The organism is Aeromonas sp. sia0103 (assembly GCF_963895295.1).
Classification (GTDB): Bacteria; Pseudomonadota; Gammaproteobacteria; order Enterobacterales; family Aeromonadaceae; genus Aeromonas; species Aeromonas encheleia.
In genome coordinates this window covers 1-22,370 of record NZ_CAWQKG010000063.1, presented here as the reverse complement: position 1 = coordinate 22,370, position 22,370 = coordinate 1, and the positions used below count along the sequence as shown (strand labels likewise).

At 62.7% G+C, this 22,370-nt stretch carries 20 protein-coding genes and 1 riboswitch; of the genes, 12 read left to right on the top strand and 8 right to left on the bottom strand.

The window, feature by feature from the left end:
* The first annotated feature begins 122 nt into the window (after positions 1 to 122).
* Positions 123 to 986 (top strand): sensor domain-containing diguanylate cyclase, encoded by an 864-nt coding sequence (locus tag AACW18_RS20955; protein WP_042651542.1) that lies wholly within the window; start codon positions 123 to 125, stop codon positions 984 to 986.
* Between the two features lie 162 nt (positions 987 to 1,148).
* On the opposite strand, the gene AACW18_RS20950 is transcribed toward AACW18_RS20955, so the two are convergent.
* A complete protein-coding gene (locus AACW18_RS20950) occupies positions 1,149 to 2,006 on the bottom strand; it encodes a carboxylate/amino acid/amine transporter (protein WP_218389744.1) in 858 nt (285 codons plus the stop codon).
* Between the two features lie 43 nt (positions 2,007 to 2,049).
* On the opposite strand from AACW18_RS20950, the gene AACW18_RS20945 reads away from it, so the two are divergent.
* A complete protein-coding gene (locus tag AACW18_RS20945) occupies positions 2,050 to 2,550 on the top strand; it encodes a DUF6314 family protein (RefSeq protein ID WP_218389795.1) in 501 nt (166 codons plus the stop codon).
* Between the two features lie 209 nt (positions 2,551 to 2,759).
* Here AACW18_RS20945 and AACW18_RS20940 read toward each other — a convergent pair whose 3' ends face one another.
* Together AACW18_RS20940 and AACW18_RS20935 are read right to left on the bottom strand one after the other, a co-directional pair.
* The gene (locus tag AACW18_RS20940) at positions 2,760 to 2,921 is read right to left on the bottom strand and encodes a hypothetical protein (RefSeq protein WP_082030184.1); all 162 of its coding nucleotides are present in this window, start codon (positions 2,919 to 2,921) and stop codon (positions 2,760 to 2,762) included.
* On the bottom strand, positions 2,906 to 3,805 hold the full coding sequence (locus AACW18_RS20935) for a DMT family transporter (RefSeq protein WP_218389743.1): 900 nt from the start codon (positions 3,803 to 3,805) through the stop codon (positions 2,906 to 2,908). The genes AACW18_RS20940 and AACW18_RS20935 overlap by 16 nt, the downstream gene beginning before the upstream one ends.
* Positions 3,806 to 3,896: 91 nt before the next feature.
* On the opposite strand from AACW18_RS20935, the gene AACW18_RS20930 reads away from it, so the two are divergent.
* Complete coding sequence (locus tag AACW18_RS20930) at positions 3,897 to 4,856, top strand: LysR family transcriptional regulator (RefSeq protein ID WP_218389742.1); 960 nt, start codon at positions 3,897 to 3,899, stop codon at positions 4,854 to 4,856.
* Here the strand turns inward: AACW18_RS20930 and trpS are convergent.
* Both trpS and AACW18_RS20920 read right to left on the bottom strand, forming a co-directional pair.
* Positions 4,835 to 5,848: a tryptophan--tRNA ligase gene (gene trpS, locus AACW18_RS20925; RefSeq protein ID WP_218389741.1), complete on the bottom strand. Its 1,014-nt coding sequence runs from the start codon at positions 5,846 to 5,848 to the stop codon at positions 4,835 to 4,837. The two genes, AACW18_RS20930 and trpS, sit on opposite strands and share 22 nt — an antisense overlap.
* A gap of 191 nt (positions 5,849 to 6,039) precedes the next feature.
* A complete protein-coding gene (locus tag AACW18_RS20920) occupies positions 6,040 to 6,474 on the bottom strand; it encodes a universal stress protein (RefSeq protein ID WP_042651537.1) in 435 nt (144 codons plus the stop codon).
* A gap of 366 nt (positions 6,475 to 6,840) precedes the next feature.
* Between AACW18_RS20920 and fabV the strand changes: the two genes are divergently transcribed.
* Entirely contained in the window at positions 6,841 to 8,028 is a 1,188-nt protein-coding gene (gene fabV / locus AACW18_RS20915) for an enoyl-ACP reductase FabV (protein WP_218389740.1), read from the top strand.
* Between the two features lie 30 nt (positions 8,029 to 8,058).
* Here fabV and AACW18_RS20910 read toward each other — a convergent pair whose 3' ends face one another.
* Positions 8,059 to 9,840: a diguanylate cyclase domain-containing protein gene (locus AACW18_RS20910; RefSeq protein ID WP_218389794.1), complete on the bottom strand. Its 1,782-nt coding sequence runs from the start codon at positions 9,838 to 9,840 to the stop codon at positions 8,059 to 8,061.
* Positions 9,841 to 10,049: 209 nt separating this feature from the next.
* On the opposite strand from AACW18_RS20910, the gene ftnA reads away from it, so the two are divergent.
* Entirely contained in the window at positions 10,050 to 10,574 is a 525-nt protein-coding gene (gene ftnA, locus AACW18_RS20905; protein ID WP_042651533.1) for a non-heme ferritin, read from the top strand.
* Positions 10,575 to 10,941: 367 nt separating this feature from the next.
* On the top strand, positions 10,942 to 12,126 hold the full coding sequence (locus tag AACW18_RS20900; RefSeq protein WP_218292587.1) for an NAD(P)/FAD-dependent oxidoreductase: 1,185 nt from the start codon (positions 10,942 to 10,944) through the stop codon (positions 12,124 to 12,126).
* A 238-nt stretch (positions 12,127 to 12,364) separates the two neighbouring features.
* On the opposite strand, the gene AACW18_RS20895 is transcribed toward AACW18_RS20900, so the two are convergent.
* The gene (locus AACW18_RS20895; RefSeq protein ID WP_218389739.1) at positions 12,365 to 13,585 is read right to left on the bottom strand and encodes an MFS transporter; all 1,221 of its coding nucleotides are present in this window, start codon (positions 13,583 to 13,585) and stop codon (positions 12,365 to 12,367) included.
* Between the two features lie 283 nt (positions 13,586 to 13,868).
* On the opposite strand from AACW18_RS20895, the gene leuE reads away from it, so the two are divergent.
* From leuE to murI, 6 genes are all read left to right on the top strand, one after another.
* Positions 13,869 to 14,507 (top strand): leucine efflux protein LeuE, encoded by a 639-nt coding sequence (gene leuE / locus AACW18_RS20890; RefSeq protein ID WP_218389738.1) that lies wholly within the window; start codon positions 13,869 to 13,871, stop codon positions 14,505 to 14,507.
* Between the two features lie 225 nt (positions 14,508 to 14,732).
* A complete protein-coding gene (locus tag AACW18_RS20885; protein WP_042651529.1) occupies positions 14,733 to 16,406 on the top strand; it encodes a sensor histidine kinase in 1,674 nt (557 codons plus the stop codon).
* Between the two features lie 76 nt (positions 16,407 to 16,482).
* Positions 16,483 to 17,223, top strand: a complete 741-nt coding sequence (locus AACW18_RS20880; protein ID WP_042651528.1) for a LytR/AlgR family response regulator transcription factor — start codon at positions 16,483 to 16,485, stop codon at positions 17,221 to 17,223.
* 108 nt (positions 17,224 to 17,331) lie between these two features.
* Entirely contained in the window at positions 17,332 to 18,522 is a 1,191-nt protein-coding gene (locus tag AACW18_RS20875; protein WP_042651527.1) for an L-lactate MFS transporter, read from the top strand.
* Between the two features lie 113 nt (positions 18,523 to 18,635).
* Positions 18,636 to 18,813, top strand: a riboswitch (cobalamin riboswitch).
* Between the two features lie 52 nt (positions 18,814 to 18,865).
* Positions 18,866 to 20,701: a TonB-dependent receptor domain-containing protein gene (locus tag AACW18_RS20870; protein WP_218389737.1), complete on the top strand. Its 1,836-nt coding sequence runs from the start codon at positions 18,866 to 18,868 to the stop codon at positions 20,699 to 20,701.
* Positions 20,702 to 20,816: 115 nt separating this feature from the next.
* Positions 20,817 to 21,605 (top strand): glutamate racemase, encoded by a 789-nt coding sequence (gene murI, locus AACW18_RS20865; RefSeq protein ID WP_218389736.1) that lies wholly within the window; start codon positions 20,817 to 20,819, stop codon positions 21,603 to 21,605.
* Positions 21,606 to 21,609: 4 nt separating this feature from the next.
* Here murI and AACW18_RS20860 read toward each other — a convergent pair whose 3' ends face one another.
* Complete coding sequence (locus tag AACW18_RS20860; protein ID WP_042651524.1) at positions 21,610 to 22,101, bottom strand: RNA recognition motif domain-containing protein; 492 nt, start codon at positions 22,099 to 22,101, stop codon at positions 21,610 to 21,612.
* Positions 22,102 to 22,370: the final 269 nt, after the last annotated feature.

The following is a 22,370-nucleotide window of genomic DNA, read 5'->3' as shown; positions in this document are numbered from 1 at the left end:
CTTTCACTCGGTGTAGACGTTGGTGGCGGGCCATCAGGGAAAAGCGGGCCCAGCCTGTTGCTCGGCACTGGCGCCAATGCTACTTATTGAGCTGCGATTCAAATCCGGTGTCGAGGCGTGTGATGGAAAGGTATGAGACTCCCTGGGTAGAGGCCGTGGCCCGGCTTGAGGTGGCCCTGGTGACGGAGGCCATGGCACTGCTGGAGGCCGGGATCTGGACCTGGTCGGTCGAGCAGGGGTTGAGGCGCGATCCCTCCTGCCTGCAACTGTTGGGGCTGGGTGAGTACGGGCTGGACGATCTCGGCTGGCTGGCACGGGTACACCCGGACGATGCCGCCCGGCTGGAGGAGGCCATCCGCGCCTGTCAGGCGGGCCACAGCAACGGGCTGCGGCTCGAGTACCGCATCCTGCACCATCAGGGCCATTATGTCCGGCTGGAGGAGCGGGTGCGCCGCGACGAGCAGGGTCATCTGCTGGGGGTGGTGCGTCACCTCGATCCGGCGGCACCCCCGCTGGGCGATCGCCACGATACGGATCCGCTCACCGGCCTGGAGAGCCGCGGTCACTTCGAGCTGCTGCTGGATGAGCGGCTGGCCGGCGAGAGTGGCAACTTCTGCCTGCTGCAGTTCACCGTGGATCACCGCAGCAAGATATTGCAGCTGTTTGGCGAGGCGGCCTGCGATGCCATGCTGGCGAAACTGGCCCGCATAGTGCGTCACGAGCTGCGACGGGAAGATCCCTTCGCCCGCTGGGACGAGGATGGCTTCATCCTGATGCTGTCACAGACCGATCGCCTGAGCGGCCTGGAGATCGCCGAGCGGCTGCGGATGGAGATTGCCGACGCCAGCCTGCTGCCGGAGCGGCCGGTGACCGTCAGCATCGGGCTGGTGCAGAGCCAGCCCGCCGAGCAGATCGATCACCTGCTGGCCCGGCTGGCCTCCTGCCACGGCCAGGCCAGACGGGAGCACAACACAGTCATAGGTTGATTTTTAGTCAGCGCTCACTCACCCGCTGACGCCAGTGGGCCCAAAGAGGGCCTGCATCAACAGGCCTGGCGGTCGGCTGATCATCAGTTCGCGCTACGCGCCGGCTGATGCCGGTTAGCCCAAAGAGGGCCTGTGTCAAGGGGCCTGGCGGTCGGCTGATCGTCAGTCCGCGTTACGCGCCGGCTGACGCTGGCAGACCCAGAGGGAGGCCAGCATCAGCAGGCCACCCAGGCTGAGCCTGAGCAGGTCGGTATCCTTGCCCCAGAGCACCAGATTGACCAGCAAGCCGGCCGGGATAAGGGCGTTGTTCATGATGGCCAGCACGCCGCTGCTGACCAGGGTGGCGCCCTTGTTCCACAGGAAGTAACCCAGCCCGGATGCCCCCACCCCTAGCCAGAGCAGTATGCCCCATTGCAGGTTGGTGCTCGGGTATTGGGGCTGACCCAGCATCAGCCAGGCGGGCAGGGCGACGGCCAGGGCGCCGAGGTAGAAGCAGCCGAACACCGCCAGCTGGGGCGGTTGCTGTGCCTCCCGTGCCAGCAGCACCTTGTAACCCACCTGCCCAAGGGCGAAGCAGAGGTTGGCCCCCTGCACCACCAGGAACCCCAGTACATAGTTCTCGGTCAGGCCATCGAAGCGGATGACGGCCGCGCCCAGCACGGCCAGCAGGGCCCCCCACAGATAGGTGGGCTTGAATCTGGACTCCAGCATGTCGTGGAGCAGGGTGACATAGATGGGGGTGAAGATGGTGAACACCAGCACTTCCGGCACCGTCAGCAGCAGGAAGGAGTGGTAATAGAACAGGTACATGATGCCGAGCTGGATGGCGCCGAGCGCCATCAGCTTGATGACCAGGGCGGGGCGCAGCCAGCGCCGGCGCAGGAAAGGCAGGAAGACCAGGCTGGCGAGGGCGATGCGGGTCAGCACGGAGAAGTAGGCATCCACCTGGCCAGCGAGGTAGACCCCGATCAGGCTGAAGGAGAAGGACCAGAGCAGGGTGACCCCTATCAAGTAGTTCATGTGATTGAATTGTCGTCAGTTGTCAATTTTGGAGGGCGCTATGATGGCCGAGTTGGAAGCCGCGATCCAGCGTTTATGGGAACAGTTGCCACAGATCGGAGCTTTTGCCTTCGAGGCGAGTAACGGGGCCGGTTCCGCGACCGACTGGAACGGCCGTGGCGAGGGGGAGGTGCGGGTGACCGATCATCAGGGAGGCTGGCTGTTTACGGAGCAGGGACGCTACACCACGCCCCATGGCCGGGTGCTCGCCATGCACAACAGCTTCTGGTGGCAACGCGGCGAGCGGGGGATCTCTCTCTCCCACCTGCGCCATGAGGCCCCCGTCCTGCTGTTCGAGCTGTTGCCCCAGCCGGACGGGCGCTGGCTCACCGCCGAGCCGCACCTCTGCGGTCAGGACCACTACAGCGCCGAGCTGATCCCCCGCCAGGAGGGAGGCTTCCTGCTCAGCTGGGAGATCCGGGGTCCACGCAAGAACGAGCGGCTCGACTACCGCTATGGCGTGCTGCCAGCTGTGCCGTCAGGATCATCGTCGCAGCCGGGTTGAGTTCATCCTGAGGGGCTGCCTGCTTGATCTGCAGGTCGCGGCCCACGCAGGCACGAGCCGAGCCATTGCCGTGCCTGGGGCCGCCATCAAAACGCGGCCATAAAAAAACCGGCGCAGAGCGCCGGTAGCGGGGACGAATCGGAGGTTTTTTAAAACGGTCCCAAAAAACAGGAGAGATACACTCTCGTCACACATTCAGAAACGGGTATTCAGGCACTCAGGGCATAGCTCAGCATGGCCTGCAGCTTGCTGTCGAAGAACCAAGGCAGGGTCAGCATCAGCAGACCGAGCACGCCGGCCAGCCGGTGGCGATACTGCCAGCCGGCAATCAGCACCAGACCGCCGCACAATGTGGTCAGGATGCCTGACATGGGGTCGCCTCCCGCTGGGTGCGGCGCTGTTGGGCCCACTGGTTGAGGGCCACTGAACCCAGGATCAGCGCCAGCGCCACACCGGTGGTGGACTGGATCTGCTCGCCGAGGAACAGGGCACCCAGCATGACGCCGAACAGCGGCACCAGGTAGTTGCTGAAGGAGGCGAAGGTCGGGCCCGCCTTCTGGATCAGCGCCATGTAGAGGAAGTAGACCAGGCCGGTACAGAACACGCCCAGCACGGCGACGGCGCCGATGGCATGCTGGCTCGGCAGGGTGAGGGCGCTCAGATCGGTCACGAAGGGCGCGGCCAGCAGCAGCTGCACGGCGGAGGAGATCAGGATGTTGCGGGCCACCACCACGGGGTGGTCCTTGGCGAAGCGCTTGATCATCAGCAGGCCGATGGCGAAGCAGCTGGCGCCGAACAGTATGCCGATGGAGCCGAGCAGGCCGGCATTCATGCCGTTGGCCAGTTTCGGCCAGAACAGCACCAGCACGCCGACGAAGCCGACGGCCACGGAGATCAGGCCGCCCTTGGTGATTTTTTCACCAGAAACCAACAGCGGTGCCATCAAGATGGTGACAAAGGGGATACAACCCATTACCACGGCGGCGATGGCGCTATCCACATACTGCTGGCCCCAGGCCACCATGATGAAGGGGATGGTAGCGTCGAGCAGGGCGATCATCATGTAGGTGCGCCACGGCGTGTGCTCGCTCTTGAGGCGCATGAACAGGCAGAGCAGACCCAGGGTCAGGCTGCCGCACACGGCACGTCCGGCGGCCACCATGATGGGGGGCAGCTCGGCGACGGCCTGATGCATGAAAATGAACTGGGAGCCCCACAACAGGCCGATCGCCAGCAACAACAGATAGCTACGCATTTTAATCTCCGATGTAATTTGCCCGCGCATTCTATGCAATCTGCTACTATGCCAAAAATGAATTGTAGTCATTCAACTATGGCCAATATCGATGGAACTCCCCCTCTCCCGCCTCGATCTCAATCTGCTCACCGTGTTCGACATGCTGATGCAGGAGCACAACGTCACCCGTGCCGCCGAGCGGCTGCACCTCTCCCAGTCCACCGTCAGCCATGCGCTGGGGCGGTTGCGCCAGGCGCTGGACGATCCGCTGTTCGTCATGAGCCGGCGGGAGATGATGCCGACCGAGCGCGCCAAGGCGCTGGCCGGGCCGGTGCGCCAGGCGCTGGCCATGCTGGAGCAGGGTCTGCGCCAGGCGAAGGGGTTCGATCCCGCCACGGCGCAGCGGGTGTTTCGCATCGCCACCCCGGGCTCGGTGGAGCACGGCCTGGTGCCGGTGCTGGTGGAGCGCATGGTGCAGCAGGCTCCCTCCTGCCGGCTGGAGGTGTGCGAGCTGGCAGACAGCGACTATGAGCGGGAGCTGGAGAAGGGGGAGCTGGATCTGGTAATCGGCTTTGCCGACGCCAATCATCTCTCCCCCCGGTTGTGGCGCGAATCCTGGTTCACCAATCCCCTGGTCTGCCTGTCACCGCTCGGCAGCGCGCTGCCGGATGCGCTGGGGCCTGCCGAGCTGGTGAGCCGCCCCCACATCCACACCTCCAGCTGGGGCCACAGCCAGGCCATGGTGGATCTCTGGCTGGCCAGGTTCGGGGTGGCGCGGGAACTGGGGGTGAGGCTGCCGAGCTTTATGGCGGTACCGCAGCTGATGGCGACCGGCCGTTACCTGGTGGTGGTGCCCGAGATGATAGGGCGCCACTTCTGCCGCCACTATCCGCTGCGGCTGCACCAGCTGGAGCCCGCCATCCCCATCGTCTATCTGATGGCGGGCCACCCCCTCAGCGCCCACGACGAGGCGATCGGCTGGTTCAAGGGCCTGCTGCATCGGCTCGCCTTCGAGCGTTATGGCGAGGCCGCGCTGGGCACCCCGGCTCAGCGCAACCCGGCGAAGTAATCCAGCCCCATGGCTCCCTTCACCTCCGCCAGCACCTCGTCGGTGAGGACGCGGGCCTGCAGCGTCCCTTGGTGCAGCAACGCCAGCAGCTGCCCCTTGTCGGCGCTGGCCGCCTGGCGCCGCGCCCGCATGGGGGCGAGCAGGCTCTGCAGGCAGTCATCCAGCACCTGCTTGCAACGCATGTCACCCAGCCCGCCACGCCGGTAGTGCGCCTTCATCTCGGCCACCAGCGCCTTGTCGGGGTGGAAGGCGTCCAGATAGGCGAACACCGTATTGCCTTCCACCTGACCCGGATCGCTCAGCCTGAGGTGGTTGGGGTCGGTATACATGGCATAGACAGCCCGCTTGATCTCGTCCGCCGACATGCCGAGCTCTATGGTGTTGCCGAGGGATTTGGACATCTTGGCCTTGCCGTCGATGCCGGGCAGGCGGCCGGTGTCGCTCAGGATGGGCTGGCACTCGGTCAGCACCTCCTTGCCCACGAGGCCGTTGAAGCGGCGCACTATCTCGTTGGTCTGCTCCAGCATGGGCAGTTGATCCTCGCCCACCGGCACATGGGTGGCGCGAAACGCCGTGATGTCGGCGGCCTGGCTGACCGGGTAGGTTAGAAAACCCGCTGGCAGGCTACGTTCGAACCCTTTCTGCTGGATCTCCGCCTTGACGGTGGGGTTGCGCTCCAGCCGGGCGACGCTGACCAGGTTGAGGTAGTAGCAGGTGAGCTCGGCGAGGGCGGGCAGGGCGCTCTGCAGGCAGAAGGTGGTCTTGGCGGGATCGAGACCGGCGGCCAGGTAGTCGGCCATCACCTCCAGCACGTTGTCGGTGACCTTGGTCGGGTTGTGGCCGTTGTCGGTCAGCGCCTGCAGATCGGCGATCATCACGAATTGGCGGTAGTGGTGCTGGGCCTCCACGCGCTGGCGCAGGGAGCCGACGTAGTGGCCTATGTGCAGTCTGCCGGTGGGACGGTCGCCGGTCAGTATGATGGGGTTGTGCATGTCACTCTCTCCAGTGGGGTGGGCCGGGAGGCGACAAAGGGATAAAAACAATGACCGCCTCTCGGCGGTCACGGTGTTTTCTTTGGGAAATCTTACATAGAAAAGCGGTGCCGCCTGTTTATGGGCAGCACCACCAGTAGTTGTGATTGAACGAGGTCATATTCATGGCCAATCAAGCTACGCTCGTTTGCTCACTTCTGCAAGGGCACGACCAGCAGATCGCAGGGCACGGTATTCATCAGCTGACGGGCGCTGGAGGTGAGCAGGCTCCAGAAGCTCTGGCGATGACCGCACACCAGCAGGTCTATCTGGTAATCCTTGACCGCCTGGTTGACCCGTTCGCTCAGATCGCCGCAGATCACCAGCTTCTTCTCGATGGGGTAGTCCACCGAGGCGAGGAAGGCCTCCAGCTTCTCCTTCGCCTCGGCGATCACCTGATCCTGCACGTTGTCGATGTCGATATCGATCATCTCGGTGTAGAGATCCTTGAGGTCCACGTCGACGTGGATCACCGACAACTTGGCGCCGTTGGAGCGGGCCCGGTCGACCGCCTTCTCGATCACCTTGCGGTTATCTTCCGACAGGTCGATCGCGGCCAGTACGTGTTTGTAATAGGTTCCACTCATGGGAGTTCTCCTCACTGATCCTGAGTTAACTATACCAATGTCTGATGAAACTAAAACGGCGGCGTCGCCACAGTTTCGGGATTTGAATGGATTTGTCGTACGCCTATGTTGCCGTCCTTTATGAAAAGTCGCGCATATATTGAGCAGGAATTTGAAGCCGGTCACAGCCGGCGAAGAGGGAGGGGAATAGGATGTGCCCGTGCTTTGCAATGAACACAAAACAATAAAAAGCATCTGAATACCGCTTTGGGGAGCCTGGTGCTCCCTCTTGTTTTTCTGCGCCCTTCTGTGCCCAATCCCCCCTGACATCAAGGTAATCTGCCGTCTCATGGCTATGCTGTAGCCAGTTCCCTCGGAGATCCACTCATGATCATTCAACCCCAGATCCAGGGCTGCGTCGCCCGCAATTGCCACCCCATCGGTTGTCGCGCCGCCGTCGTGCAGCAGATCGCCAGCGTCAAGGCGGCTGGCCCCTTCAACGGGCCCAAGCGGGTGCTGGTGCTGGGGGCCTCGTCCGGTTTCGGGCTGGCCTCCCGCATCGCGCTGGCCTTCGGTGCCGGCGCCGACACCATAGGCGTCTCGTTCGAGCGGGGGCCGTCCGACAAGGGGATCGGCAGCGCGGGCTGGTACAACAACATCTGGTTTCGTCAGGCGGCGGAGCAGGAGGGGCGCATCGCCGTCAACCTGATCGGGGATGCCTTCTCGGACGCCATGCGCCAGCAGGCCATCGCCAGCATCCGCCAGCAGCTGGGGCAGGTGGATCTGGTGGTCTATTCGCTGGCGAGCGGCATCCGGCTGCTGGCCGATGGCACCCAGGTGCGCTCCGTGCTCAAGACCACGGGCCAGCCATTCAGTGGCTGGGGGCTGGATCTGGAGCACGACGGTCTGGTGCAGCAATCCCTGGCGCCCGCCACCCCGGAGGAGATCCGCGATACCGTCACAGTGATGGGGGGCGAGGACTGGCAGCTCTGGCTGCAGGCGCTGCAGCAGGCCGATTGCCTCGCCCCCGGCGTCCAGACGGTGGCCTACTCCTACATAGGTCCGGAGTCCACCTATCCCCTCTACCGGGATGGCACCATCGGCTACGCCAAGGAGCACCTGCACGCCACCGCCGAGGCCATCAACCTGCAGCTGGCTGCGCTCGGCGGCCACGCCTGGGTGTCGGTGTGCAAGGCGCTGGTGACCAAGGCGAGCGCCTATATTCCGGTGCTGCCGGTCTACCTCGGTCTGCTGATGGGGGTGATGAAAGAGCGCGGAGTGCACGAGGGTTGCATCGAGCAGATGCAGCGGCTGTTCGCCAGCAAGATGTATGGGCCGCGGGGGGTGGTAGCCGATGGCAACCGGCTGATCCGGATGGATGACCACGAGCTGGATCCGGCCATTCAGGCGGCGGTCTCTGCGCTCTGGTCCAAGGTGACGCCGGACAACTTCCACGCCCTCGGGGATTTTGCCGGGCTGAAGCGGGACTTCATGCAGCTCAATGGCTTCGAGCTGGCGGAGGTCGACTACGGGGCACCGGTGAATGAGGCGTCACTGACCGAGCTGGTGCCCTGAGGGAGCGACGGGCGCTGATCTAGCCCCGTTTCATGCGACGCTGCTGGTCAGTTCGGACAGCAGGTTGGGGGCCGCCGCCAGTATGCTCTGGTTGCGGCCCTGGCGTTTGGCCTGATACATGGCCATGTCGGCCCTGTGGATCAGCTGATGCAGGCTGTCATCGGCGGGGGAGCGCTCCGCCACCCCTATGCTGATGGTCATGCGCGGGGCATCGAGCTGTTCTATCCTGTGGCGCAGCCGCTCGGCATGGTGCCGGCAGGTGGCACCGTCCTGCGACATGGCCACCAGAAACTCCTCACCTCCCCAGCGCCCGATCTGTTGCAGATCGGGCGCCCAGTGTTTCAGCTCCTGTGCCAGCCGCTGGATCGCCAGGTCACCGGTCTGGTGACCGTGGCGGTCGTTGATCTGCTTGAAGTGATCTATGTCGATGATGAGCAGGGTCAGCGGCTCGTTCAGTTGCCACTGCTGCGACAACCGCTCCAGCAGGGCGCGTCGATTTGGCAGCCCGGTCAGTTGATCGAAGGTGGCGAGCCGGTAGAGATGGCGTGAGTTGCGATGCAGCCGGTGGGTGGTCAACCCGAGCAGGATCAGGGCGCCGGCCAGCAGCGCGACCAGCAGCAGCTGGTAGTTGCGGGCGCTCTGTTGATACAGCAGTTGCTGGCGCCTGCGCTCGTTCTCCTGTTGCAGCGCCCGGTTGCTGGCCTCGCTGCGCGCCAGCTCCATCTCGGCCTGGAACGCGCTGGCATGCTGGCTCAGGGTCTGGTTGAAGTGCTGTTTGTAGTCGTGCATATATTCGCGCATCACCCTATAGGCCTCGGGATAGCGTCCCAGATCGGCCAGCAGCCTGGCCTGCAGTGCCTTGCCGTCTATGGTGATCGGGCTGGCCTGGGCCGTCAGCAGTTGCAATGCCAGCTGCTTCTCCCCACGGCCCTGCAGCGTCCTGGCCCGGGTCTCGGTCAGGCGGGAGCCCGCCTGCGGGTAGCCGAGCCGCTGATAGATGGCCTGCGCCTCGTCCAGGCTGCGCCAGGCGGCGTGCCATTTTTCCTGCGCATTGAGGGCCATGGCCTGATAGCCGAGCACAATGGCGCGATAGTCCGGCGCCAGATCCGGGGTCGCCAGCAGGCCGTCGAGCAATTGGCTCGCCTGGATGGGGCGATCCATGTCGATATAGAGCCGCGCCATGTTGGCCCTGATGATGGCTTGGCTGTTGGGCTCGTTCAGTTGCACCATCTGCTGCAGCGCATCCCGGTAATAGCCTTCGGCCTCCTGATAGAGGCTGAGGTCGGCATAGAGGTTGCCTAGGGTCATCATCAGCCGGGCGAATTGCAGCCCGGCAAGGGGGCTGGCGGGGATCTGCTGCTTGAGCCGGAAGGCGGTCTTGAGTTCGGCGATCGCCTCTTTCAGGCGCTGGGTGCGATAGAGGGCGAGTCCGTTCAGGGCATGCCACTCCGACTCCTGGGCCGGATGACCCCTGACACTGGACTGGAGTTGGCTCAGCAGGCGGAGGGCCTGCTGCGGCGCCTCTGTGTCCAGGGTGAGCGCCACCTGTTGCAGCCGGAAGTCCAGCAGGCGCCGCGTCTGCTGACGGGCGGTGGCCAGCCCACGGGCGCGGGCGTTGTCGAGCAGGGCCTCGGGATAGTACCCGAGGGCCGCCTTGGCCAGGGATCTCGCGTGAAACAGCTCCATGTCTGGCCGCGGCTTGGCATTGAGGCGCTGCAGATAGCCGGCGGGATCGCGCGCCGCCTGCAATTCAGCCTCTTCCAACAGGGGAGCGGCCTGCAACTGGGTCATCCAGAGCAGTGCCAGTGCCATCACCAATCTCATTGCATCTTCTTCCTGACCGTTGGCGCCATCATAGAGGCTGGGTCCGGGTACACCATCTTTCTTTGCTTATCCATGCCTGTATGGGGGTCAGGATGAGAGGGACTATGGTCACAACTGCGATACCCGACCCATGCGGATGGTTGATTCGTGGTACAACAGTGGCGACAATTGTGACCAAATCACCGTGGAGAATCATCATGTTGGCCCAAGCCATGATCGAGAAGTTGAACGAGCAGATAAATCTTGAATTCTATTCCTCCAATCTCTACCTGCAGATGAGCGCCTGGTGTGAGGACAAGGGCTTCGAAGGGGCGGCAAACTTCCTGCGCCAGCACGCCGTCGAGGAGCGCCAACACATGGAGCGCCTGTTCACCTACGTGAGCGAGACAGGTGCCATGCCGATACTGGGCGCGATCGAAGCGCCTCCCCACGAGTTCAACTCGCTCGGCGACATCTTCCGCACCACCCTGGAGCACGAATACCACATCACCAAGTGCATCAACGGCCTGGCCCACGTGGCCTTCACCACCCAGGACTACTCCACCTTCAACTTCCTGCAGTGGTATGTGGCCGAGCAGCACGAGGAAGAGAAGCTGTTCAAGAGCATCGTCGACCGCCTGTCACTGGTGGGCGAGGATGGCAAGGGCCTCTACTTCATCGACAAGGAGCTGTCCGAGCTGGCCAAGGGTGCACCCGCCAGCGTCATGGACGGCAACGCCTGATAGTCGTGGACACTTAGTGTTCAGCCAGTACAATAACGGCCCTTTTACGGGCCGTTTTCTATTGGTTCTGGCATGAGATTTCTGCCGGGCTGCCATGATGGCGCTTTTGTTGTGAGCCGTTTTCTATTGGTCTTGGCCGGAAACCACAGTCGTTTCCATCGGGTACCATGACGGCGCTTTTGTTGTGAGCCGTTTTCTATTGGTCTTGGCCGGAAACCACAGTCGTTTCCATCGGGTACCATGACGGCGCTTTTGTTGTGAGCCGTTTCTATTGGTTCAGGCAGGAAACCACAGTCGTTTCCGCCGGATACCATGACGGTTCTTTCTGTTTATGGGCCCTTTTGGCCGCCGAGCGAATAAGGCAGTGATGATGCAAGTGGATGTGGTGGTGATCGGGGCCGGTGCGGCCGGTTTGATGTGTGCGGCCCAGGCGGGATATCGGGGTCGCTCGGTGCTGCTGCTCGACAACGCCAAGAAACCGGGCCGCAAGATCCTGATCAGCGGCGGCGGCCGCTGCAACTTCACCAACCATCAGGCTGGCCCCCACGCCTTCCTCTCGGGTAACCCGCACTTCTGCAAGTCGGCGCTGGCGCGCTACACCCAGCAGGATTTCATCGAGCTGGTGGACAGGCACGGGGTGAATTACCACGAACGTACCCTGGGGCAGCTCTTCTGTCTCGAGAGCGCGAAAGAGATAGTCGATGCGCTGCTCACCGAGTGCGACTGGGCCGGGGTGACCCTGCAGTGCCAGACCGAGATCCTGAGCGTCAGCAAGAACGATGACGGCTTCCTGCTGGAGACCAGCAAGGGCGAGATCGGTTGCCAATCCCTGGTGGTGGCGACCGGTGGCCTCTCCATGCCCAAGCTCGGCGCCACTCCCTACGGCTTCAAGCTGGCGGAGCAGTTCGGCCTCAATGTGCTGCCCACCCGCGCCGGGCTGGTGCCCTTCACCCTGCACCAGGCCGAGAAGGAGGCGTTTGCCGACTTGGCCGGGGTCAGCCTGCCGGTGGCGGTGACCGCCGAGGATGGCACCTGTTTCAAGGAGGCCATGCTGTTCACCCACCGCGGCCTCTCCGGCCCGGCCATACTGCAGATCTCCTCCTTCTGGCTGGCGGGGGAGAAGATCCACATCAACCTGCTGCCTGAGCTGGATATCCCGGCGGCTCTCAAGGCCTGGGCGCTGGCCCACCCGGCTCAGGAGCTGAAAACCGTGCTCGGGCGCGAGCTGCCCAAGCGCTTCGTCGACAAGCTGGTGGAGCTGGGGCAACTCAGCAACAAACCGATGCGCCAGTACAACGAGCGGGAGCTGGAGGCCATCGCCAGCCTGCTGGGGGACTGGCAGATCCTGCCGAACGGCACCGAAGGCTATCGCACCGCCGAGGTGACCCTGGGTGGGGTCGACACCAACGAGCTCTCCTCCAAGACCATGGAGGCGCGCAAGGTGCCCGGTCTCTACTTCGTCGGCGAGGTGGTGGACGTGACCGGCTGGCTCGGTGGCTACAACTTCCAGTGGGCCTGGTCCTCCGGCTGGGTGGCCGGTCAGTACTGCTGACGAGCACGCCAGGTCGAAGCTCCGGCACCATAGTGCTGCATCGAATGGCCTGATGGTGTCGCCTTTGCACGCCTCAGGCCGTTTTCACACTGATGTCATCTTCGGAGCGGCCTGCTCCCCCCTGCCACGATGTGGCCCTCGAGCGCCATCCCGCACAGCAGACTCCTTCTCCCGCACCCATGATGGGTCGCATCTATCTTTCCGTTCGCGCTAGCCAGAGCGGACGCCAGCGGGCCGATCAGCCCTTCCTGATCGTCGGCAACAACACCGTCAGCAGCCCGATCAGCGGCAGGTAGGCGCACACCTGGTACACGGTTTCGATGCTGGTCGCGTCGGCCAGCTGGCCCAGCAGGGCGGCGCCTATGCCCCCCATGCCGAAGGCGAAGCCGAAGAACAGGCCGGAGATGGTGCCGACCTTGCCGGGGACCAGCTCCTGGGCATAGACCAGGATGGCGGAGAAGGCGGAGGCCAGGATCAGGCCGATGATCACCGAGAGAACCGAGGTCCAGAACAGGTCGACATGGGGCAGCAGCAGGGTGAAGGGGGCGACGCCGAGAATGGAGATCCAGATCACCCGCTTGCGGCCGATGCGGTCACCGACAGGCCCGCCGAGCACAGTGCCCGCCGCGACGGCGAAGAGGAAGGCGAACAGATGGAACTGCGCACTGTCCAGGGAGAGGCTGAACTTGTCCATCAGGTAGAAGGTGTAATAGCTGCTCAGACTGGTCATGTAGAAGAACTTGGAGAACATCAGCAGGCCGAGGATGGCCAGCGACCAGCCGATCTGGCGGCGGCTCAGGCCGTTGCCGGCATGGGCCTTCATCCGCTTGTGGAAGTTGGCGGCGTGATGGCTGGACCAGCGCCCGACGAAGCTGAGCACCACCACGCCGATCAGCGCGAACAGCGAGAACCAGGCCGCGCTGCCTTGTCCTTGCGGCACTATGATCAGCGCGGCGAGCAGCGGACCTATGGCCGACCCCAGGTTGCCGCCGATCTGGAACAGCGATTGGGCCAGCCCTGGCTGGCTGCCGGCCGCCATGCGGGCGACCCGCGAGGATTCCGGGTGGAAGACAGACGAGCCCATGCCGATCAGCATCGCCGACAGCAGCACGGCGCCAAAGCTGTCCGCCTGGGACAACGAGAGCAGGCCGAGCAGCGTGAAGCCCATGCCGAGCGGCAGCGAATAAGGCATGGGCCTGCGATCGGTGTAGAGGCCGATCAGCGGTTGCAGCAGCGAGCCCGTGAACTGGTAGGTGAGGGTGATGAAGCCTATCTGGGCGAACGACAGGTTGAGCCCTAGCTTCAACAGCGGGTAGATGGCCAGCAGCACCGACTGCATCATGTCGTTCAACAGGTGCGAGAAGCTGATCGCGGCAATCACCGGGTAAGTGGTGGTATTCAGGGCATCGGCCGAGGGCTGCGCGGTGAGAGGGGCATCGGTGCTGAGGGTCTTTTCCATGAGGTCGTATTTCTGCTGTCCTGGGTATCGCTCTAACATGCCCGATCCTGGTCCGTCTGGACATAGCAAAAATGAATGGAATGAACGCCCACCTCCACTTCGTCGGCGAGGGGGCGACAGCCTGGCTCGCGCCCATGGTGCGGCTGCCGGGCCTATGACCGATCATCACCCTGTTGTGGCGCACTTGTGCTTTGCTGGCGGAGGCTTAGTATAGGACGGTCGTACTTTAATCATCTGGGAAGGACCCCGGTTGACCGGGCCCCTTCGCGCATCGGGGGAGTATATGTTTGAAAGTCTTGGGGTTATCAACGTCTGGACCTATCTGATCGGGCTGTTCTTCATCATCATAGCGCCGGGCCCCAACTCCATTTATGTGCTGCGCACCGGCGCCACCCGTGGCATAGGCCCAGGTTATCGGGCGGCCCTCGGGGTCTTCGTCGGCGACGCCATCCTCATCTTCTGTGCCTATCTGGGGGTGGCCTCCCTCATTCGCACCACACCGCTGCTGTTTACCCTGGTGCGCTATCTCGGCGCCATCTACCTGCTCTATCTAGGGATCAAGATCCTCCATGCGAACTTCGTCGCCAAACAGGGCGCGGCCCACGGCGAGTCGGTGCAGGGGGAAAACTACTTCGGCAAGGCGCTGACCCTGAGCCTCACCAACCCCAAGGCGATCCTGTTCTACGTCTCCTTCTTCGTGCAGTTCATCGACTTCAACTATGCCCACACCTGGCTCTCCTACCTGGTACTGGCCGGCATGCTGGAGGCCATGAGCTTCGTCTATCTGACCCTGTTGATCTTCGGCGGCACCCTGATGGCGCGCTTCTTCGCACGCAAGGTACGCCTCGCCAGGCTGGGCAACGGTCTGATCGGCCTCTTCTTCATGGGCTTCGCCGCGCGCCTGGCGACCATCTCCTCCTGATCCCGTCCTGCGGCCGCGCTCATCTTGCAAGATGAGCGCGGCCGGCCATTCTGCATCCCTATGCTCCCTTGGGCGCCCGCCTGAGGTAAACTAGCGCGCCCCAGAGGGGAGGCCGGTGCGGGATGCCGCTCACCAGCCTGATAATGCCCCGGCCCGATCGGCGTCAGCCGCCCGGGGACTGATACATTTATAGTGCGCCCCTCGTGGCCATTGGTCGGAGGGCCCATGCTCGAAAATCAGATGATGTTGTTGGCGGTGTTTGAACGGGCGGCCCTGATGCTGATGACCCTGTTCTTCCTGACCCGCACCCGCCCGTTCCAGCGCCTGTTCCAGAAGCGGGATCACACCCCGGCCGAGCTGGTGCTGGTCGCGGCCATCTTCGGTCTGTTCGCGGTGTTCAGCACCTACACCGGCATCCAGGTGGAGGGGGCGCTGATCAACGTGCGGATCATCGCCATCATCTCGGGCGGCATCCTGTTCGGCCCCTGGGTCGGTATCCCGGCCGGGGTCATCTCCGGCCTGCATCGTTACCTCATCGACATGGATGGCAACACCTCAATCCCTTGCCTCATCGCCAGCATCATCGCCGGCCTGCTGGCCACCTGGATCCACCTCAACTGCCGCAAGTCCCGGCTCTGGCTGTACGGCATACTGGCGGGCATGTTGTGCGAGGGGCTGACCATGCTGCTGATCTGGCTGCTGACCGAACCCCATGAGGTGGGGGTGGAGATCGTCAGCCACATCGCCTACCCGATGATCGCCGGGGCGCTCTGCATCGGCCTCATCATCAAGCTGGTGCAGGATCTGGATGACGAGAAGGAGTTGATCGCCGCCAAGCAGGCCAAGCTGGCCCTCGACATCGCCAACAAGACGCTGCCGTTTTTCCAGAAGGTCGATCGTCACTCCCTCGGTCAGGTGTGTGGCGTCATCTGCAACGAGATCCATGCCGATGCGGTGGCCATCACCGACACCCGCGACGTGCTGGCCTATGTGGGGGTGGGCAAGGATTACTACGAGCTGGATGAGCACCACGCCATCAGTGACATGACCCAGCGGGCCGTGCTGCTGGATCAGATCATCATCAACAACGATCTGCGCCAGTATCACCTGTCCGACTTCCACTCGGTCATCATCATCCCGCTGCGGGAGAATGGCGCCGTCAGCGGCACCCTCAAGATCTATTACCGCCGCACCCACCGCATCACCAGCTCGTTGCGGGAGATGGCGGTGGGTCTCTCCCAGCTCATCTCCACCCAGATGGAGGTGTCGCGCATCGAGCAGCTCAAGGAGATGACCCGCAAGGCGGAGTTCACCGCGCTGCAGAGCAAGATCAATCCCCACTTCCTGTTCAACGCCCTCAATGCCATCTCGTCGCTGATCCGCATCCGCCCCCAGCAGGCGCGCCAGCTCATCGCCAACCTGGCGGACTACCTGCGCTACAACCTCAACAAGGGGGACGAGCTGATCGACATCCAGGAGGAGCTGCAGCAGGTGCGCGACTACGTGGCCATCGAGCAGGCCCGCTTCGGCGACAAGCTGGAGGTGGTGTTCGAGGTGGACGATGTACACATCCAGGTGCCCTGCCTGCTGCTGCAACCGCTGGTGGAGAACGCCATCCTGCACGGCATCCAGCCCCGCAGCGCCCCGGGGCGGGTCACCATAGAGGTGAGGCAACTGGCGGGCGGCATCCGGGTGGCGGTGCGTGACACCGGTTATGGCATCAGCCAGGCGGTGATCGACGGGGTGGCCGCCGGCCGGGTGGAGAGCCGCAGCATAGGCCTGATGAACGTGCATCAGCGCGTCAAACTCTTGTACGGGGACGGGTTGCAGCTCAGGCGGCTGGAACCCGGCACCGAAGTCTGTTTCTATCTGCCGGATCCGGAGGCAATGCCATGCTGAACGCCATCATAGTGAAAGACGAGTACTTGGCTCGAGAGGCGCCGGCCTGCCTGTCTCGTCATCCGGAGGCCATAACATGTTGAGAGCCATTATCGTTGAAGATGAATACCTGGCCCGGGAGGAGCTGATCTACCTGGTGAACCAGCACAGCCAGATAGAGATAGTGGCGAGTTTCGAGGATGGGCTGGAGGCGTTCAAATACCTGCAGGATCACGAGGTGGACGTGGTGTTTCTGGATATCCAGATCCCCTCCATCGACGGCCTGCTGCTGGCCAAGAACCTGCACAAGTCGAGCCACCCGCCCCACATAGTGTTCGTCACCGCCTACAAGGAGTTTGCGGTGGAGGCGTTCGAGCTGGAGGCGTTCGACTATATCCTCAAGCCCTACAACGAGCCGCGCATCATCAACCTGCTGCAAAAACTCGAGCACGCCGGCAAGCTGAAACCGAGCCAGGCCGCCGAGGCGGGCGAGGGGAGTGGCAGCCAGAACCGCACCGTCAATCTGGTGAAGGGGGAGCGCATCATAGTCACCCCCTGCGAGCAGATCTACTACGCGGAGGCGGACGAGAAGCTGACCTATGTCTACACCCGCACCGATCGTTACGTGATGGCCATGACCATCAGCGAGTTTGTCGGTCGGCTGCCGGCCGAGGGCTTCTTTCGCTGCCACCGATCCTACTGCGTCAACATCAACAAGATCCGCGAGATAGTGCCCTGGTTCAACAGCACCTACCTCATTCGGCTCCATGATCTGCCGTTCGAGGTGCCGGTCAGCCGCAGCAACATCAAGGCGTTCCGTCAGCTGATGCGGCTTTAATTGTCATTCATTCCCGCCGATCTGCATTTCATGCCTTAATCCGTCGGCACTGGGTGCGTCTTGCCTATAGTGGGCTCAATTTCCCGAGTCCACCGCCCGAGACACACCATGACCAAAGAGATGAACCGCACCCGGTACCTGACCCTGATAGGTACCATCATCACCCAGTTCGCCCTGGGGTCCGTCTATACCTGGAGCCTGTTCAACGCCCAGCTCTCCGACAAGCTGGATGAGCCGGTCAGCCAGGTGGCCTTCGCCTTCGGTCTGCTCAGCCTGTCGCTGGCGGTCGCCTCCTCCCTGGCGGGCAAGCTGCAGGAGCGGTTCGGGGTGCGCAACGTCACCCTCGGCGCCGGCGTGCTGCTCGGTATCGGCTTCTTCCTCACCGCCCATGCCAGCAACCTGGCCATGCTCTATCTCTGCGCCGGCATCCTGGTGGGCTTCGCCGACGGCACCGGCTACCTGATGACGCTCTCCAACTGCGTGAAGTGGTTCCCGGAGCGCAAGGGGCTGATCTCCGCCTGCTCCATCGGCGCCTATGGCCTCGGCAGCCTCGGCTTCAAATACATCAACCTGCTGCTGCTCTCCAGCTCGGGTCTGGAGGCGACCTTCCAGCTGTGGGGCCTGATCGCCATGTCCATGGTGCTGGTGGGCGGCATGCTGATGAAGGATGCCCCTCAACAGGCCGCGTCCTCCCAGCAGACCGAGAGCCGTGACTTCACCCTGGCCGAGGCCATGCGCAAGCCGCAGTACTGGATGCTGGCGCTGATGTTCCTCACCGCCTGCATGAGCGGCCTCTATGTCATCGGGGTGGCCAAGGACATCGGTGAGAACATGGTGGGTCTGTCTACCGCGGTGGCGGCCAATGCGGTGGCGGTGATCGCCATGGCCAACCTGGGCGGCCGGCTGGTGCTGGGGATACTGTCTGACAAGATGTCCCGCATCCGGGTCATCACCATAGCCCAGCTGATCACCCTGTGCGGTATGGGACTGCTGCTGTTCGTGCCGCTCAACGCCAACCTGTTCTTCGTGGCGGTGGCCTGCGTGGCCTTCAGTTTCGGCGGCACCATCACCGTCTACCCCTCCCTGGTGAGCGACTTCTTCGGGCTCAACAACCTGACCAAGAACTACGGCGTCATCTACCTGGGCTTCGGGCTGGGCAGCATCATCGGCTCCATCGTCGCCTCCCTGTTCGGCGGCTTCATGGCGACCTTCAACCTGATCCTGGTATTGCTGGTGGTGGCCCTGGTGCTCTCCCTCACCATCCGCCTGCCGGCACCCAAGGCCAGCTACGCTGACTGAGCCTGAAGCTATTGATAAATCTAACAAACCGGTGCCCATGGGCGCCGGTTTTTGTTTTTGCTAGCAAAAGACGTATGGATGGCTAAATCGCTATACTCTTACGTCCCCCTTTCCTATAATCCCCCCGCTTTGGCGCATCATGCTTAATAGGGAATCCGGTGAGAATCCGGAGCTGGCGCGCAGCGGTAAGGGGGAACGAAGCGACATCAGGGCACTGCCGTCAGGTGGGAAGCCGTCGCCGTAGGCCATCAGCCCCCCAGCCCGAAGACCTGCCAAAGTTCGTATTTCGGATCGAGAGAAACCGGTCACGGAGTAGATGCTTACGCGAACTTAAGGATCTGTAATGTCCAAGAAACTATTGGTGGCTGCCCTGTTGCCAACGGCGGCCTTCGCCCAGACTTCCCTGCCTGCCAATGAGACCATGGTGGTGACCGCCAACCGGGTGGAGCAACCCATCAGCTCGGTACTGGCGCCCATTGTGGTGATCGATCGCGCCGAGATCGACGCCCGCCAGGTGCAGAGCCTGCCGGATCTGCTGAAGACCCTGCCGGGGGTGCAGATCACCACCCTGGGTGGACGTGGGCACATGAGCAGCCTGTTCATCCGCGGTACCAACTCCAACCATTCTCTGGTGCTGGTCAATGGTCGCCCTATCGCCGCCATGGTGGCCGGTACGCCAGACCTCAGCCAGATCCCGCTCGGCAACATCGAACGCGTCGAGTATATCCGCGGCCCGCGAGCGGCGGTCTACGGCGCGGATGCCATAGGTGGGGTCATCAACCTCATCACCAAGACTTCCGCCAAGAATGGCAGCGAGACCCACCTGAAGGGGGGCGTTGGCAGCAACGGCTATGGCCAGGGCCAGCTGCGTACCGTGCAGGCGCTCGGCCAGCAGACCGACATGAATATGATGATCGGCTATGAGCGCGCCGATGGTTTCGACGTGGTGGCCGGTGCCCAACAGCCGGATCGGGACGGCTTCGACAGCCTGAACGGCCAGCTCGGGCTGAACCATGCCTTCAACGATGCCTGGAGCGCCGACTTCAACGCCCAGGGTTACGACAACCAGACCGAGATGGACGACCCCTATCAGGCGGCGGATCAGAGCCGGGTGCAGGCCTTTCAGTATGATGGTGCGCTCAAGTACCAGGCCGACCACTTCAATAGCCGGCTCGAGGCCAGTTATGGTGAGAACAAGCTGAAGAGCTGGCTGGAGAGCCAGGGGGAGTCGGGTGCCGAGCCCATTCATACCGGCCTGACCCGTTTCTCCTGGATCAACAGCTGGAGCGGCATCGAGGGGCTGCTGCTGACCGGGGGGGCCGACTGGCAGCAGGAGCAGCTGAAATCCGACTCGCGCAGCTACGGCAAGTCGTTCGATGCGCCGGATCGTGACAACACCGGGCTGTTTGCCGTCGGCAGCTATCGCTGGCAGGCGCTGCAGTTCGAGCTGTCCGGCCGTACCGATGACAACGAGCAGTATGGTCGTCACAACACCTGGTCTGCCGCCAGCGGCCTGGACATCGATGACAACCACAATGTCCGGCTGAGCTACGGCACCGGCTTCAAGGCGCCGACCTTCCTCGACCTCTATTACCCAGGTTACGAGAACCCGGATCTGAAGCCGGAAGAGAGCAAGAACCTGGAGCTGGACTTCTCCGGCCGCTACACCGCCTGGGACTGGTCCGTGAACCTGTATCGCAACCAGATCCAGAACCTGATCGCCTGCCAGAGCGCCTTCTCCACCTGCAAGCCGGACAACACGGATGCGGAGATCCGTGGCGTGGAGCTGGCGCTGGGTCTGGAAACCGGTCCACTCCATCATGACCTGAGCTTCGATTACACCAAGACCGAAGACAAGAATGACGGCGACCAGCCGCTGCTGCGCCGCGCCAAGCAGAAGGCCAGCTGGCTGACCCAGGTGCAGCTGGGCCCGGTGGATCTGTCGACCGAGCTGCTCTATGTGGGCAAGCGGGATGACAAGGACTTCAGCAGCTTCCCGGCAGAGCGGGTGGTGTTGAGCTCCTATACCCTGGTCAACCTGGGCGCCAGCTACGGGGTGACCCCTGCGCTCACCCTGGGCGGGCGCATCGACAACCTGTTCGATCGCGACTATGTCCCGGCCTATGGTTATGCCTCACCGGGCACCGAGTTCAAGCTGACGGCCGACTACCGTCTCTGATCCGCTGCTCTGCTTATATAGAGAGGAAAAAGCGAGGCCCCGCCATGTGCGGGGCCTTTTCTATTGGCCGCCGGCGGGAGTATGATCGCCGCCTCGCATCCAAGGGGGAGCTCAGGTGGCCAATATTCTAGTGTTCGATTCAGGCATGGGCGGCTTGACCGTCTATCGCGAGATCCGTCGCACCTTGCCGGCGCACAACTATTTCTACTGTTTCGACAATGCCAACTTCCCCTATGGCGAACTGAGCGAGCCGGATCTAATTGCGGCCTGTGGTCGCCTGATCACGCAGATGGTGGCCGAGCAGGCCATCGATCTGGTGGTGATCGCCTGCAACACCGCCAGCACCATAGCCCTGCCATCCTTGCGTGCCGCCCTGACCATTCCGGTGGTGGGCGTGGTACCGGCCATCAAGCCGGCTGCTGCCCTGACCCGCAATGGTTGCATCGGGCTGCTGGCCACCCCGGGCACCGTCAGTCGTGCGTACACCCATCAACTCATCGCCCAGTTTGCGCCGGACAAGCGGGTGCTGCTCAAGGGGGCGACCGAGCTGGTGATCGAGGCCGAGCACAAGCTGGCCGGCCGGCCGGTCAATATGGCGCTGTTGCGAGAGGTGTTGGCGGACTGGATAGAAGGGGAGCCGAAGCCGGATACGCTGGTGCTGGGCTGCACCCACTTCCCGCTGCTCGATGACGAGATCCGGCAACTGATGCCGGACTGCCAGCTGGTGGATTCGGGCAGCGCGGTGGCGAGGCGAGTGGCCAATCTGCTGGCAACCACCACTTTCGCCACATCTGCCAGCGTGCAGGCCAGAGCCTATTGCACCCGGCTGGACAGTGAGGCCCAAAAACTGACAGCCCCCTTGCAAGCATGGGGGCTGTCATCACTCGAAGAGGTAGAGTACTGAGTTATCAGGCGTCGACGTCGCTGCCTTCCCGCTCATCCCTGTCCCGCTTGTCGTTGGCTTCGCGTACCTTGAGGGTGCGTTGCTGATACTCCTTGTCATTGAGCGCGGTGATCGCCTTGGCCGCATCGGCGGCCGGCATCTCCACAAAGCCAAAGCCCCTGCGCTTGCCAGTGGCCTTGTCTTTCATCAGACGGACGGAAATGACCTGGCCCTGCTCGGCAAACAGTTCACGCACGGCGATCTCGTTGGCACGGTAGGGCAGGTTGCCTACATATAAGGTACAAGTCTCTTGGCCGGCGGTCTGCTCGACCGCAGCGGCTGGGGTCCGGTTAAGGAACAGCGGTACGACGAAACCGCCAATGGCCAGACCCACGGCAAAAATCACTTCGGCTTTCAAAGAAAACTGCAGGGCCTGGGCTACCAGATAACCGACCAGCGCCAACACCAGAGCGAGAACGGCCGCCTGCACGTAAACGGGAAACTTGGATAAATTCATCTTTAAAGACCTTTTGTAAATGAAAGCAAAAAAGGTGCAACACTCTATTCACCTCCATGGTAACCAGCTTTCCAGCCAGGCGCTACCACGGACCACTCGGGACACATTATCCGCTTCAGTATGGCATTCCTTAATGTAGGAAGACCTACTTAAATAACGAAAAAACAGCGCTGAAATCATCTGCTTGTGGATAACACTGTATATATACACTGGGTAAGCTGTTTCTAATTGGATAATTTGAAGTTTCCGTGACTTTCTTCAAAAAATGG